The 13,729-nt window shown below is 54.9% G+C and carries 14 protein-coding genes and 3 tRNA genes; 5 read left to right on the forward strand and 12 right to left on the reverse strand.

All coding sequences use genetic code 11. The annotated features are described in order from the left end of the window. Positions 1 to 15: 15 nt before the first annotated feature. A complete protein-coding gene (locus tag F3I21_RS03730) occupies positions 16 to 1,515 on the forward strand; it encodes a SulP family inorganic anion transporter (protein WP_058759701.1) in 1,500 nt (499 codons plus the stop codon). 41 nt (positions 1,516 to 1,556) lie between these two features. On the opposite strand, the gene rclA is transcribed toward F3I21_RS03730, so the two are convergent. Beyond that, positions 1,557 to 2,882 carry a reactive chlorine resistance oxidoreductase RclA gene (rclA, locus tag F3I21_RS03735; protein WP_150058345.1) on the reverse strand — a complete coding sequence of 442 codons (1,326 nt, stop codon included), beginning with the start codon at positions 2,880 to 2,882 and terminating at the stop codon, positions 1,557 to 1,559. 138 nt (positions 2,883 to 3,020) lie between these two features. Between rclA and F3I21_RS03740 the strand changes: the two genes are divergently transcribed. Both F3I21_RS03740 and F3I21_RS23155 read left to right on the forward strand, forming a co-directional pair. Next, on the forward strand, positions 3,021 to 3,884 hold the full coding sequence (locus F3I21_RS03740; RefSeq protein WP_150058347.1) for a helix-turn-helix domain-containing protein: 864 nt from the start codon (positions 3,021 to 3,023) through the stop codon (positions 3,882 to 3,884). 110 nt (positions 3,885 to 3,994) lie between these two features. Beyond that, a complete protein-coding gene (locus F3I21_RS23155) occupies positions 3,995 to 4,165 on the forward strand; it encodes a hypothetical protein (RefSeq protein ID WP_058769590.1) in 171 nt (56 codons plus the stop codon). Between the two features lie 207 nt (positions 4,166 to 4,372). On the opposite strand, the gene F3I21_RS03745 is transcribed toward F3I21_RS23155, so the two are convergent. From F3I21_RS03745 to uvrY, 8 genes are all read right to left on the reverse strand, one after another. After that, positions 4,373 to 4,813 carry a hypothetical protein gene (locus F3I21_RS03745; protein ID WP_150058349.1) on the reverse strand — a complete coding sequence of 147 codons (441 nt, stop codon included), beginning with the start codon at positions 4,811 to 4,813 and terminating at the stop codon, positions 4,373 to 4,375. Positions 4,814 to 4,830: 17 nt separating this feature from the next. Then, positions 4,831 to 5,559: a hypothetical protein gene (locus F3I21_RS03750; RefSeq protein ID WP_223815625.1), complete on the reverse strand. Its 729-nt coding sequence runs from the start codon at positions 5,557 to 5,559 to the stop codon at positions 4,831 to 4,833. Positions 5,560 to 5,940: 381 nt separating this feature from the next. Further along, positions 5,941 to 6,026, reverse strand: a tRNA-Leu gene (locus F3I21_RS03755). A gap of 11 nt (positions 6,027 to 6,037) precedes the next feature. Then, positions 6,038 to 6,111, reverse strand: a tRNA-Cys gene (locus tag F3I21_RS03760). 43 nt (positions 6,112 to 6,154) lie between these two features. Continuing rightward, positions 6,155 to 6,230: transfer RNA gene (locus F3I21_RS03765), tRNA-Gly, on the reverse strand. A gap of 151 nt (positions 6,231 to 6,381) precedes the next feature. Further along, the gene (gene pgsA / locus F3I21_RS03770) at positions 6,382 to 6,930 is read right to left on the reverse strand and encodes a CDP-diacylglycerol--glycerol-3-phosphate 3-phosphatidyltransferase (RefSeq protein WP_021508275.1); all 549 of its coding nucleotides are present in this window, start codon (positions 6,928 to 6,930) and stop codon (positions 6,382 to 6,384) included. A gap of 68 nt (positions 6,931 to 6,998) precedes the next feature. Further along, complete coding sequence (gene uvrC / locus F3I21_RS03775; RefSeq protein ID WP_150058351.1) at positions 6,999 to 8,831, reverse strand: excinuclease ABC subunit UvrC; 1,833 nt, start codon at positions 8,829 to 8,831, stop codon at positions 6,999 to 7,001. After that, positions 8,824 to 9,483, reverse strand: coding sequence for a UvrY/SirA/GacA family response regulator transcription factor (gene uvrY, locus F3I21_RS03780; protein ID WP_021508277.1), 660 nt, complete (start codon positions 9,481 to 9,483; stop codon positions 8,824 to 8,826). Before uvrY ends, uvrC begins: the two co-directional genes overlap by 8 nt. A gap of 433 nt (positions 9,484 to 9,916) precedes the next feature. Between uvrY and F3I21_RS03785 the strand changes: the two genes are divergently transcribed. Next, a complete protein-coding gene (locus F3I21_RS03785) occupies positions 9,917 to 10,144 on the forward strand; it encodes a DUF2594 family protein (RefSeq protein ID WP_010616664.1) in 228 nt (75 codons plus the stop codon). Positions 10,145 to 10,175: 31 nt separating this feature from the next. On the opposite strand, the gene F3I21_RS03790 is transcribed toward F3I21_RS03785, so the two are convergent. Both F3I21_RS03790 and sdiA read right to left on the reverse strand, forming a co-directional pair. Then, complete coding sequence (locus tag F3I21_RS03790) at positions 10,176 to 10,787, reverse strand: acyl-homoserine-lactone synthase (RefSeq protein WP_031279842.1); 612 nt, start codon at positions 10,785 to 10,787, stop codon at positions 10,176 to 10,178. A gap of 124 nt (positions 10,788 to 10,911) precedes the next feature. Then, positions 10,912 to 11,634 carry a transcriptional regulator SdiA gene (gene sdiA, locus F3I21_RS03795; protein ID WP_021508278.1) on the reverse strand — a complete coding sequence of 241 codons (723 nt, stop codon included), beginning with the start codon at positions 11,632 to 11,634 and terminating at the stop codon, positions 10,912 to 10,914. Between the two features lie 539 nt (positions 11,635 to 12,173). Between sdiA and F3I21_RS03800 the strand changes: the two genes are divergently transcribed. Continuing rightward, on the forward strand, positions 12,174 to 12,848 hold the full coding sequence (locus tag F3I21_RS03800; protein ID WP_127833902.1) for a DUF4396 domain-containing protein: 675 nt from the start codon (positions 12,174 to 12,176) through the stop codon (positions 12,846 to 12,848). A 1-nt stretch (position 12,849) separates the two neighbouring features. Here the strand turns inward: F3I21_RS03800 and F3I21_RS03805 are convergent, their stop codons facing one another. Beyond that, positions 12,850 to 13,548 carry an extensin family protein gene (locus F3I21_RS03805; RefSeq protein WP_058769587.1) on the reverse strand — a complete coding sequence of 233 codons (699 nt, stop codon included), beginning with the start codon at positions 13,546 to 13,548 and terminating at the stop codon, positions 12,850 to 12,852. Positions 13,549 to 13,729 lie beyond the last annotated feature (181 nt).

Consider the following 13,729-nt stretch of genomic DNA (forward strand, 5'->3'; position numbering starts at 1 on the left):
AAGAGCCTGCAACAGATGAGTCAAACTGCCGATCGCCCCGCTGCCACAGCGAGCGACATCACGGTCGCACGTGTGCTGCGTTCACCCTCTCTTTTCACCCGCGAGTGCCTGGCCGGGGTGATTACCGCCCTGGCGCTTATACCGGAAGTGATTTCGTTTTCCGTGATTGCCGGCGTCGACCCTAAAGTCAGTCTTGTCGCTTCGGTGGTGCTGTGCCTGACGCTGTCGATTCTGGGAGGACGGCCAGCGATGGTCACCGCGGCGGCCGGTTCCGTCGCGCTGGTGATCGGACCGATGGTGCACGCGCATGGCGTGGAGTACATTCTGCCAGCGGTGATCCTCGGCGGTCTTATTCAGATCATTTTCGGCCTTGCCGGGCTGTCGCGCATGATGCGCTATATTCCGCGCTCGGTGATGATCGGCTTCGTTAACGCGCTGGGTATACTGATTTTCTTTGCACAGGTGCCGCACGTCTGGGGCGAGTCGGGTCTGGTGTGGCTGCTGTTCGCCGCCACGCTGGCCATCGTGCTGCTGCTGCCCAAAGTGCTTAAAAGCGTGCCTTCGCCGCTGGTGGCTATCGTGGCTGTCACCGCTGTCGCGCTGCTGCTGGGCTATCGCGTGCCCAACGTCGGCGATGAAGGGCCAATGCGCGCCGGCCTGCCGGATTTCAATACCCTGCTGGTGCCGCTTAATTTGCAGACGCTGCAGATTGTCTGGCCCACCGCGCTGTCGGTCGCCTTCGTCGGCCTGATGGAATCCCTGCTGACCGCCAAACTGGTGGATGACATGACCGATACGCCTTCCGGTAAGCGGCGTGAATCCTGGGCGCTGGGCGTCGGCAATATTCTGGCAGGCTTTTACGGCGGTATCGCCGGCTGCGCGATGATCGGCCAGACCATTGTTAACGTTGAGCTGGGCAAGGCGCGTACCCGGGTGTCCACCGTGGCCGCAGCGCTGGTGCTGCTGTTGCTGGTCACCGGTCTGAGCCAAATCATGGCGCAAATTCCGATGGTGGTGCTGGCGGGCATTATGATGGTGGTCGCGGTAAAAACCGTGAACTGGCACAGCCTGCAGCCGGCCACGCTGAAACGCATGCCGTGGTCGGAAACGCTGGTGATGGTGCTGACCGTCGCCGTCACGGTGTGGACCGGTAACCTCGCGCTTGGCGTGCTGGTGGGCGTGATGCTCGCCATGATGCTGTTTGCCCGCCGCATCGCTCACGTGATCCACGCCGAACGTCAGCTGAGTGACGATGGCCAGCAGGTGCACTACACGGTGCGCGGACCGCTGTTTTTCGCCAGCAGCAACGATCTGTTTGAGCATTTTGACTACGGCCACGATCCGCAGCGCGTCACCATCGATTTGACCCACGCGCAGATTTGGGATGCCTCCAGCGTGGCGGCGCTCGACGCCATTGAGTACCGCTACCAGCGGCACGGCGCCAGCGTCACCTTCACCGGTCTGGATAACCGCAGCAGCGATTTCCGCGATCGCCTGAGCGGTAATCTCGGCTAAATCTGCAATCGGGACGCCCGGTGCGGGCGTCCTTTTCGGCATTATTTCACCAGGGCAAACAGATCATTGAGCGATTCGCTCATGGTTGGGTGGGTAAAAATCTGGTCACGCAGCACGCTATACGGCAGCCCGGCATCCATTACCGTTTTCACGATGTTAATGACTTCATGCGAGTCCGCTGCCAGCAGCGCCACGCCGAGAATCTGCTGGCTGCCATTATCAACCACGGCTTTCAGCATGCCACGGGTGTCGTCAACAACGCGCGCACGCGGAATCGCGGCGACCGGCAGTGTCACCACCTGAATATCCCGCCCCTGCGCGCGCGCCTGCGCTTCAGTCAAACCAATCCGTGATAACACAGGCGTCATAAACACGGAATACGGGATGTTAACGCGATCTTCGGTGGTGCGCGTGCCCTTACCCAGCAACTGATCGTAAACGATGCGGAAATCATCAAGCGAAATATAGGTAAACTGTGGCCCGCCGGTAACATCGCCCAGCGCCCAGATATGATCAACAGAGGTTTTAAGCTGTTTATCGACACGCACCGCGCCGCGCGCATCGGTCACCACTCCCGCGTTTTCCAGTTTCAGTGCCTTCGTCGCCGGGCGACGGCCCGTGGCGACCAGCAGCACATCGACTTCACGATCGCCCTGTGCGGTATGCAGCGTCACGCTGTCGCGACCGCTGGTTACACGCTGTAATGCAGTGTTGAGCTCGAGCTTAACGCCCTGCTCCTGCAGGATCCCGGCTATCGCCGCACCGATATCATCATCTTCCCGCGCCAGAAATTGCGGTGCACTTTCAAACAACGTCACTTCGCTGCCAAAACCGGCAAACATGGAAGCAAACTCAACGCCAATATAACCGCCGCCAAGGATCCCCAGCCGCTGCGGCAGTTGCGTTAATTTCAGGATCCCGCTGCTGTCAACCACGCGCGGTCCGGCAACTAAGCCTTCCAGTGCGGGAAACACCGCTTCGGCACCGCTATTGATAAAAATTCGCTCAGCATGAATCTGGCTGACCTGCTGTGAGGAGGTGATTTTCAGCGTGTGGGCATCCACAAATTCCGCCTCGCCATCAATAACATCGACCTGCGCAATAGCGGCCAGGTTGAGGTAATTCTTCTCACGCAACAATTCTACTACTGCCGCTTTGCGCTGCATGGCATCGCTGAAACTGGCATGATGTTGCACATCGTGGACCAGTGCTTTCGTTGGGATACAGCCAACATTAATGCAGGTGCCACCATACATTACGCGGGATTTTTCGATGATCGCGACACGCCATCCGGCGCGCCCCAGAGCCGCCGCCAGCGTTTTACCTGCTTTACCAAAGCCGATGATTGCTGCCTGATAATGGTTCATGATGTTCTCCATAAGCGTCAAAAATAGTCATCACCCAAAGCTTACGGTTTGCTGCCGCGCCGTATTTCGCCGCAACGCTGATATTTTTGTCTTTGCGTCTGAATCAAGCGGGCAGCTCAGGGAAAAGGGAAAAAACAGATGGATCCATTGAGTCAACTGCTGCTGCTGCATAACCCGCAGGGCAGCATAGATAAGAACTGCGTGCTGAGCGGTGAGTGGCAACTGCCGCACAGCGCCGGGCACCTGTGCGCAGTGCGCTGGCATACGGTCACAGGTGGCCCGGTCATGCTGGATATGCCCGTCACTGCGGGTGTCGAACTCAATGCTGGCAGCGTCATATTTCTGCCGCAAAACGCCGCGCATCGTATTTATCAGCGCCATACGCAGCCAACCCAACTGGTATGCGGCCTGCTGGAACTGCCCGCGTCGGCGCATGCTTTCCTCACCGCCCTGCCCGAAGTGCTAATGCTGGCCCCCGAACCCACAAGCAGCGATGGTCGCTGGCTGGCTGCGGTGCTGCCGTTCATCACCCAGAGTGCTGACGCACTGCCAACTGCTGGTGATGCCGCACTTCGCAGCCAGCAGATTGGCAGCCTGTTCACACTGGCGGTGCGCCATGGGCTCTCAACTCACGCAGCGCACCCTGGCTTACTCTCCCTGGCTCTGCATCCACGGCTTGGTCCTTTAATCACCCAACTGTGCGCCGCGCCGGAAAGGCCGTGGACGGTAGAAGCCATGGCTCAGCAAGTGTTTATGTCCCGCGCTTCCTTCGCGCTGCTGTTCCGCCAGATCAGCGCTACCACGCCGCTGGCCGTGCTCACCGCCCTTCGTCTGCAGCTGGCCGCTCAGCGACTGGCGCGCGAAACAGCCCCGTTAATCAACATCGCTCTGGCCGTCGGCTACGCCAGCGAATCCTCCTTTCACAAAGCGTTTGTCCGTGAGTTTGGCTGCACACCGGGAGAATACCGACGTCGTGTTGAAACGCTGGCGCAGGACCGCTAAGAGTAAAGAAGAAAACTGTACGCGCTTCGCTTGCGTAAAGGCGTATTCGTGGCTTTGCTTATTTCTCAGTGCGTTAACGATTACGCGGTTCGTAACAGGAGGAGAGCAGGATGAGTGGTTTGATGAAGGCAGCCTTAGCGGCACTGACATTGGTTACCCTGGCCGGCTGTATGCAACACAGCGACGCGGTGGGCAGTGACGGACGTCCACACGCGCCCAGCAAGCAGTCAGTGCCTGGTGCCAGCGAAGGCGAAGGCCCGGTCGGGCAGCCACAGGATTGAGATTAGCGGGACAGACATTATGTCCCGTTTTTATTTGACTGCCAGGCGTCGGCCCCATGAATTCCGGCATAAGTGAAGTCATGGTTAACGAGCTGGATCGTCTGTTAATCGATGTAAAAGCCCTTAACTTCCCCAGTAATCTCGCTGCTAATTGGCAAATCCCGATTGCGATTGCCCACTTCAAGAGATGGCGGATAAATCAGAATTTTATTCCGGCCAGCTGATCATCTCCTCCAGCTGCCTGAGAATGTCCGGGAAGTAACTCTCATTGATAGCCAGTTCGCCCTTTATCTGAATGCTATCAGCATGGTGTTCCGGACGAAGAACATATTCAATAATCACGATATCATCACCCGTGATCTTACTCAGAACCATATTGAGCTGGTTGAGTTGGCTGCGAAAACTAAAAGATTCAATTTCATGGCGGGCCATTACCGCCTTGTAGTATCGAGAAAATGTTGCGCGCAGTTCCTTCAGTTCGCCGACGGTAAACTCAGTCTGAAACTGCACCTTTACTCCGCTGACGGAAAACTCCACATAAGACTTAACCCAGTCCCAGAGGTGATTAACCGGATCGGTTTCGTTATCAACAACACGCTCAAAGGGTGAGATGGTGAAGACGAATCCTTCATTTCTGAAATCAAACATGCGTGCTTTCCTGCCGGTTAATCAAAATATTTAAAATGGGTGATCGTCCAGTCTGACTCTCGCACCACAATCTCAAGAGTGTATTTTTTATACTCGGTTATGTTTAGCTTGCGATTGAGTTTATACATCTCAGTTTCGTAACGAAACATCCCTTCCCCTTTACGGGGATCCGCCATACGTCTGCCGTAACGGATAGCTTTTTCCTGGATATGTAATGGAACATAGCGCCCCGGTTCATACATATGCCGGGCTGCTGTTTCTGTCATTTTAAGGTTACCAGCAGATAAACCGGTTTTTAACCGCGCACGAAGAAACATGATAGTCGCCTGACTAAGTTTCACCCTGACAGCCGCGCGCGTAGCGGTTTCAAAAAGTACGCGGCCCGCGCGAAAAATACGGAAAACGCCAAAAGCGATAAGCGCAATATCGGTGGGATCAATCAGGGGGGCTTCAAGAGGAGCCTCTTCCAGGCGCAGAAAATGGCCCTGTGTATCATATATCTGCCACAGTCCCGGGGCCTGTGCGACTGAATAACCAATACACATGCCACTGGTTTCATCCAGTATGGGTTGTGCGTTATGCGGCAGTGTCCGGGGCCGGAGTTCAAAAAATACATCAGCCGGTAATGGCGACTGGAAGGTGTAATATCTACCCGGTTCTTTCGTTGCGGTTTCTGCAATCATCATCGTTCCCTCGTTTTTTACAAACTTGCGGTAGTACCACTGAATTTCAGAGCGACGACTCAAGATTACTCCCCGTTGCGTCATCAGCAAACCCAAATCATGTGCCCCCACCTCATCTTCGCCCCGGAGCATAACTTTGAGCGGGTAAGAGATAGGTGGCAGAAAATTTCTGGACGTCCTTGTCGTAAAGGCGAGCGGGGACAAGTGCCCACCTCCCCACTATCAATTGCGATCTCTATCATCATTTTCAGCATCAAAATGTTGAACACCTGGCTGCGCATGATCGAAAGAACGTGATGGTTCCAATGGTTGTGGTTGGCGGGCAGAGGAAAACCGTTTGATATTATGAAGTGATATTAGGCAAAATTTTCAGGCACAAAAAAACCGCCCTTGGGCGGTCACGACATTGCTACTTATTGCTTTGATTTTATTCGGTATTAAATATGGTGCCCGGGGCGGGACTTGAACCCGCACGACCATAAGCCGAGGGATTTTAAATCCCTTGTGTCTACCGATTTCACCACCCGGGCAGGGTGTAAACTGGAGGCGCGTCCCGGAGTCGAACCGAGGTGGACGGATTTGCAATCCGCTGCATGGCCACTCTGCCAACGCGCCTTTTAATCTGAGGTGCAAGCCGTCTGCGACGTATTGCAATATCTGGAGCGGGAAACGAGACTCGAACTCGCGACCCCGACCTTGGCAAGGTCGTGCTCTACCAACTGAGCTATTCCCGCATGTGCTTATGGTTCACCGAACTTGCTGATTTTACTCAGCTTCTTGCAGCCTTGCTGCCGTTCGATGCGATGCATTCTACTTATCTGACGCAACGAGTCAATAGAATTATCCACACACTGCGTCCGTTTGCTGCTTTTTAAATCGCATCGATCAGCTATCGAGCAAATCGCCGCGTGCCGCGCTTAAATACTGGAACATTGACCAGAAAGTCAGCACCGCTGCGATGTACAACGCCACCACGCCAACGCCGACTACGGTCGCGTCCGGACGCCACAGCAGCGCCACCAGCGACAGCATCTGCGCCGTGGTCTTCACTTTGCCAATCCACGACACCGCCACGCTACTGCGCTTGCCAATCTCCGCCATCCACTCACGTAAGGCCGAGATAATGATTTCACGCGCGATCATGGTGGCGGCCGGCAGCGTGATCCACCAGGCGTGGAAATACTCGGCGACCAGCACCAGCGCCATCGCCACCATCACTTTGTCAGCGACCGGATCGAGAAAGGCACCAAAACGTGTTGTCTGCTTCCAGCGACGCGCGAGGAAGCCATCAAACCAGTCAGTGACCGCAGCAATGACAAACAGCAGCGCCGTCGCGAAGGGAGCCCAGTGAAATGGCAGATAGAACGCCAGCACGAAGAACGGGATCAGAACAACTCGAAACAGGGTAAGACACGTCGGAATGTTAAATTGCATATGCCAGTAACTGTCTGGTGTGAGTAGGATTTAACGTATGTTCCTACATTGCCCACCCTGTTTCAATGTTAGTGTTTCAGCGAGTAGTAGATTTTTTCCGCCAGGGCGAAGGAGATACCCGGTACTTTAGCGATCTCATCGACGCTGGCATTCATCAGCGGTTGCAGGCCGCCCATGTACTTCAGCAGCTGCTGACGCCGTTTGGGTCCGACGCCTTCAATGCTCTCAAGCGCGCTGGTGTTCTTCACTTTAGCGCGTTTTTTCCGGTGGCCCGAAATTGCATGATTGTGAGCGTCGTCACGAATGTGCTGGATAACATGCAGCGCCGGCGAGTCCGGCGGCAGCGAAACGCCCTCGCCTTCCGCCGCAAAGAACAGGGTTTCCAGGCCAGCTTTACGGTCGCTGCCTTTTGCCACGCCGAGCAGAATCGGCCGGTTTTTATCCCACGGCACATCCAGTTCCGCAAACACCTGCTGCGCCTGCGCCAGCTGCCCTTTACCGCCATCGATCAGGATCACATCCGGGATCTTTTCCGGTTCCAGCGCCTTACCGTAACGACGGCGCAGCACCTGATTCATCGCCGCGTAGTCATCACCGGGAGTAATTCCTTCAATGTTGTAGCGGCGATAGTCAGCGCGCAGCGGGCCGTCACGGTTGAACACCACGCAGGACGCGATGGTCTGTTCGCCCATGGTGTGGCTGATGTCGAAACACTCCATGCGGTTAATCTGCTCCAGTTTGAGGAACGCCGCCAGCGCCGCCAGACGCTGCTGGATAGTCGAGTGCTGCGCCAGCCGCGTCGTCAGCGCCGTAGCGGCATTGGTGCGCGCCAGCTTCAGGTAGCGCGCGCGGTCGCCGCGCGGTTTGCTCTGAATGCTGACCTTGCGCCCGGCCAGTTCGCTCAGCGATGCGGCCAGCAGTTCCCGCTCAGGCAGAGTGAAGTCCAGCAGGATGTCCGCCGGTAAGGTGCGCGCTTCGCTGCCCTGCAGATAGAACTGTCCGACAAACGTCTGCACCACTTCGGTGAGTTCCGTGTCTGCGGGCACCTTCGGGAAATAGCTGCGGCTGCCCAGCACTTTGCCCTGCCGGATAAACAGCACGTGCAGACAGGCCATGCCGGCGTCATAGGCCACGCCCATCACGTCGAGATCATCGCCCTGATTGGAGACGAACTGTTTCTCCGTAATCCGCCGCACCGCCTGAATCTGGTCCCGCAGGCGCGCCGCCTCTTCGAAGCGCAGGCCCACGCTGGCCTGCTCCATACGCTGCACCAGCTGATTAATTACCTGATCGTCTTTACCGGCCAGAAACAGCCGCACATAGTCGGTTTGCTGCGCATATTCTTCTTCGCTCACCAGGCCGGCGACGCAGGGGCCGAGGCAACGGCCAATCTGATACTGCAGGCACGGGCGCGAGCGGTTGCGGTAGACGCTGTTCTCGCACTGGCGAATCGGAAACACCTTTTGCAGCAGCGCCAAAGTTTCACGCACCGCATAGCCGTTGGGAAACGGACCAAAGTATTCACCTTTGGCGTGTTTGGCACCGCGGTGCATCGCCAGGCGCGGATGCGGATCGCCGCTAAGGAAAATATAGGGGTACGACTTATCGTCGCGCAGCAGCACGTTGTAGCGCGGCTGATACAACTTGATGTAGTTGTGCTCCAGCAGCAGCGCTTCGGTCTCCGTATGGGTGACCGTGACATCAATATTATGGATGTTGCTGACCAGCACTTCGGTCTTGCGACTCCCCACCTGCGTGCGGAAATAGCTGCTCAGGCGTTTTTTAAGGTCTTTGGCTTTACCAACATAGATCACCGTGCCTGTCGCGTCATACATGCGGTAGACGCCGGGCTGACTGGTCACGGTGCTGAGAAAGGCTTTGGAATTGAAAACGTCACTCACTACTGATTAACGGCTCCGCATTGAACAGGCCATGGCGTATGGCCAGATGCGTTAACTCTACGTCACCACTGATGTTCAACTTGCTGAACATGCGATAGCGATAGCTATTAACGGTTTTCGGGCTCAGGTTAAGCTGCTCGGAAATCTCCGTCACCTTTTGCCCTCGGGTAATCATCAGCATAATCTGCAATTCCCTTTCCGACAAACAACTGAACGGTGATTCGGCGCGCTGCGGCTCAATCTGGCTCAGCGCCATCTGCTGAGCGATATCAGAGGCGATGTAACGCTGACCAGCGTGCACCGAGCGAATGGCGCTGACCACTTCCTGCGGCGCCGCCCCTTTGCTGAGATAACCTGCCGCACCGGCCTGCATGACTTTCGCTGGCAGGGGATTTTCGGTGTGGATAGTCAGCATGATGATGCGGATATCCGGATTGAAGCGCACGATTTTGCGCGTCGCCTCCAGTCCGCCAATACCGGGCATGTTCATGTCCATCAGCACCACATCCACAGGATGAGTGCGGCACCATTTTACCGCATCTTCACCACAGGCCACTTCCCCGGCAATCACCAGTCCCTTCATATCTTCCAGTATGCGACGAATACCGGCGCGTACCAGTTCATGGTCATCAACAAGAAGCAGGCTGATCAACGGGACGTACTCCGCAGGTTAGTGGGGGAAAATATATTTCAGGGGCGTTATCTTACCGGGTTTCGCGTGGAAAGAACATCAGGGGCGCCAGATAAATCTCAAAACCAATGACCCATGTCAAATAGCAGGCAGCAGTGATTGTTTTTTTTAGCTGATGCAATACCATACTGGAATAAAATTGTTAAAATGTGACTAATATCATTAAGTTATAATTTATAACCCGCCTTCGCTTCTTCCCGCCGGCAGCACAAAAAAATAATCTTTCCCTGGAAGTTTTTTGCGCACAAAAAATAGCGAACGGCGCAATTAATTAACTCTCTGCGCGCGGGTCGATGATGTGGCCTAAATTCTTCCATCAAGCGTATGATATACTCTGTTTTTTATGCACGGGAAGAATGTGTGCGCACAAGGTCATTCCACAAAGGAGATAATGATGAGTGATGAAGATTTCGTAACATCGCGCGATACCCAGGCGCTGGCGGATGAAGTCGCCTGCCTGAAAATGATGGTGACGCTGATCCTTAAAGGCATGGGCCAGGCTGATGCCGGTAAGGTGATCATCAATATGGAGCGCTACGTCCAGTCCGCGCTGGCGGATAAACCGCAGGCCGAGGTGTTCAGCAACACTATCCGCCAGATTAAAACCGCCTACCGTCAGTAAGCGGCGTGCCCTGCGCATCCTGCGCGGGGCGTTAGCTGTGTGACTGCCAGTTGACCGACACGCCCAGCGAGGGCAGCACTTCTTCCGGACTGAAGCGACGCGTGCCGCGATACTTCTCCGCCAGCGCCGGCTGCTGCACCGGAATACGAATGGCAAACAGATTGTCTTCTGACTGGATCAGTCCCGGCGAGAGCGGCTCGTACACAACCTGATGCTGCTCAAACATCTTCTCCAGCATCGGCGTGGCTGAACTGATCAAATACTCCATCCCGCTCAGCTCTGCCAGCTGTACCGAATGCCATAAGATGTTCAGCGGCAGCTCGGCATCGACTTCAAGGCGGGCCGAATAGCGCGACATTTCCCACACTTTTTGCTGATCAAAAGGCAGCACCATGCCTTCCGGCACTTCCGGCTCGTGCCACGGTAGCAGACGTGCGCAGCCACAAATGCCCTGACGCGCAGTCCAGGCAATCAGCCAGGTGACATCGGAACGATCGAAGCGATCGTATTCCTGTCCCGGCGTGCTGAGTCGCGGCGGAATTGACCAGCCCTCGCCACGCGCAAAGACGCTGTAACGATAGGTGCCCAACTCGGCCAGCAAAGAGGACGGCATATCCTTTAGCTGTGTTTGAATTATTTTCATCATGCGCCCCTGACATCCCCATGTTTGCAATGATTTATTAAGCGCCAGCCTGGCGGAGTTTCCGGCGCAGGGTAGACAACTGACTGCGGCTTAGGAACTACTAAAATTAGTAGTTGCCTTTTCGCTATATCAGGCCGATGGCTGCGGCATAACAGGCAATCTGCGTTTTATTGGAAACATTAAAACGCTTTTGCATATTCTTTTGGTGAAAATTTACCGTGTGTTCAGAAATAGCCAGAATGAGGGAAATTTCGGCTGAGGTTTTTCCCTCCGCTGTCCATTTCAATATTTCCAGCTCGCGCTGACTAAAATCATTCGATAACACCACCATTGAGCCGTCATTCAGACGGTCCAGCACACGCAAACTCAGCTCCGCCAGGAAGTGCAGTTGCACCTCCAGCTCAACGCGTCTGTGCTGGGTCTGGCTGGGTTGTTGCGATGCTATAGATAATATACCAATGGCACGATTTAGCGCCATTGCCGAGCATGAAAAGCCACTTACCAGCCCTGCGGCATTGGCTTCTGCCCATAAATTGCCTGCGCCGGTAAATAAATCACGCGTCCACTCCACGCCGCGACCGGGCTGCTGGCAGAGCATTAACACCGGATCCACCGCATAGTAATTTTCACTCTCGTAGCGTTTCACCCAGCTCTGCGGATAGGTGCTAAAGAGAAAAATACGCGGTCGGGTAAAAGGCACCGGATGCTGTACCAAAAAGGCAAAAGCATCAAATCCAAGGGCCTCAACATGTTTTTGCAGCAGCGATTTCAATTGCAGCACTTCGGAAAGCGCCTGAAATTCTTTTTCAGTTTCGCCTCGCCAGACGAAATAATTATCGATGGTCATTATTGCCCTGGCGCTGTTTCACGCCTTATTCATAACAGGATATCTGTGCCGATTAATGTAAAAAATAAATTAACCAGAGAAAAAATATTGATTGAAACCAGAGCGGCATTGCGGGCAAAAAGTGATAACTACCTTGTTGTCAATATGTTACCCAAATGAGAAATTAAACTATGATGCGTTTGCCAGCGGCACCATCAGGATGATAAGTCGTGCGAATCAGAATAAGATTTTTCTGAAGAATTTTCAATCGTCCTGTTGATTAAAGGCCAGACTTCGCAGATAAAACATTCGCCTCATCATTAATCGCTATTATCTTTGCCATTCCCCTTTTTTATACCGCCCGTCATAATCTTCCTGCTGATTAAGTCCGCAGCGCGGCTTAATTCCAGTTATTTCTGCAGTGTTTCCCTGCCGTGCCCGTGTGGCAGACATTTCCGGCACCGTCTTTTCCAGCTACGCTTTAGCAGAGGCGCAAGGTGGCAGGCACCAGCATAGCTCCGCAGGCTGGCGCGATTTCAGCAAACTGAGTGGGACTGACTATGTTAAACCAGCTGGCATTACCTTTTCTGGTCGTGGGCGTGTGTACCGCCCTGATGATCGCTAAAGATCTGTTGCGTCACCCGCATCCGCTGGCGGTCATGAATATCATCTGGCCGCTCACCGGGCTGTACATGCCGTTTTTCGGCTGGCTGGCATGGTGGTATCTCGGGCGTAAACCGTCACGTCAGCGAAAACTGGCGCTGCTGCTGCCATCCGGATTAACCGGTTATGCCAGCTGGCAAACCATTTTTATTTCCACTTCGCTCTCTGCCGCCGCCTGTATATTCGGCGACATCATCACCCTGCCAATAGTCACTCTGCTCAAGCATTTTGCAATTAGCCCCGCGCTGTGGTTACAGGCGGTTATTTGCGTGATGATTTCGTTACTGGCGGGATTATTTTTTCAGTTTCTGGCCATTCGCCAGCGGGAACAACTTTCTATTGTCCGTACGTTATTATTAGCGCTGAAAACAGAAACTTTTCCGCTGCTGATTTATCAAACGGGGATCTTTATCTTCATGACGCTGGCCCTAAAATATGTGCTTAATCAACAGCTCAATCCCCTGCTCAGCGCCTTCTGGTTTATGTTACAGCTGGCGATGATCACCGGATTTATTTTCTCCTGGCCGGCAAATCATTTCCTCATCAAACGCGGATTAAACCCGGCGGTGTAGTTTAGCGACAAAAGCCTGCGCCGCGCATGCCAAGGTGGAAATGGCTGGCATGCGCCGCATTGTAATCCGGCCCTAGCGCATTACCGAAGCTGGCACAGCCGTTGCGCCATAACGCGTGCAAACCGGCAGCGGCCTGCGGCGGTTGCTGCCAGTTTTTGCCTACCTGTAGCCAGCGCCCGTCCGCCAGCTGAAACCCCGTGATGTCCCACGCCTCCGCCGTCGCGTGTTCACTGCGGCGTCCTTCCTGGCGGTGATAAATATTGCGGCAGGCGTAACTGCCAACGTGCGCGATGCGGCGCAGCGGCGAGGTAATGCCGGCCTGCTGCAGCGCCGCATTGCTGCGCGTAACATACAGCGTGCTGGCCACCGCCATTGGACAGCTGGCAAGAAAACTGCTGCTCAGCGTGACCTCACCGAAGCGGCTGATGCGCAGCGGTTGATCAATCGGACAATCGCCCTGCAGCGGCGGCACCTCACGGAAACTGACTCTGCCCTGCGCGCTGGCCGCGCGCATCACCGCCAGACACGCGGCCGGATCGCTGCTCAGCCGCTGCAGCTTATAGCGCGTCATCCAGCCTGGCGGATCGGTAACCTGGAGCGGTATAAACGGATTCCACTGTGGCGGCAGATGCGTTTTCAGCCAGGGTAAACTCCACCAGCCGCACAGGGCCAGCAGCACTATCGCGAGCAATGCGCGCACGCTGCCTCACTTTTTCCGGGTTCATCGAAATGACAAGTGTAGAACCCTGCGCAGCGCTGCGTGGTGCAAGCGGCTCATTTGCAGAACATTTACGCAAAATGACGGCACGGCGCGCCATGTAAATATTTACTGACACGGTAAAGCACGCAAAAGGGCACAAAGGTTTAAAAACCATTACCGA

This window comes from Pantoea sp. B_9 (assembly GCF_008632015.1).
Classification (GTDB): Bacteria; Pseudomonadota; Gammaproteobacteria; order Enterobacterales; family Enterobacteriaceae; genus Pantoea; species Pantoea dispersa.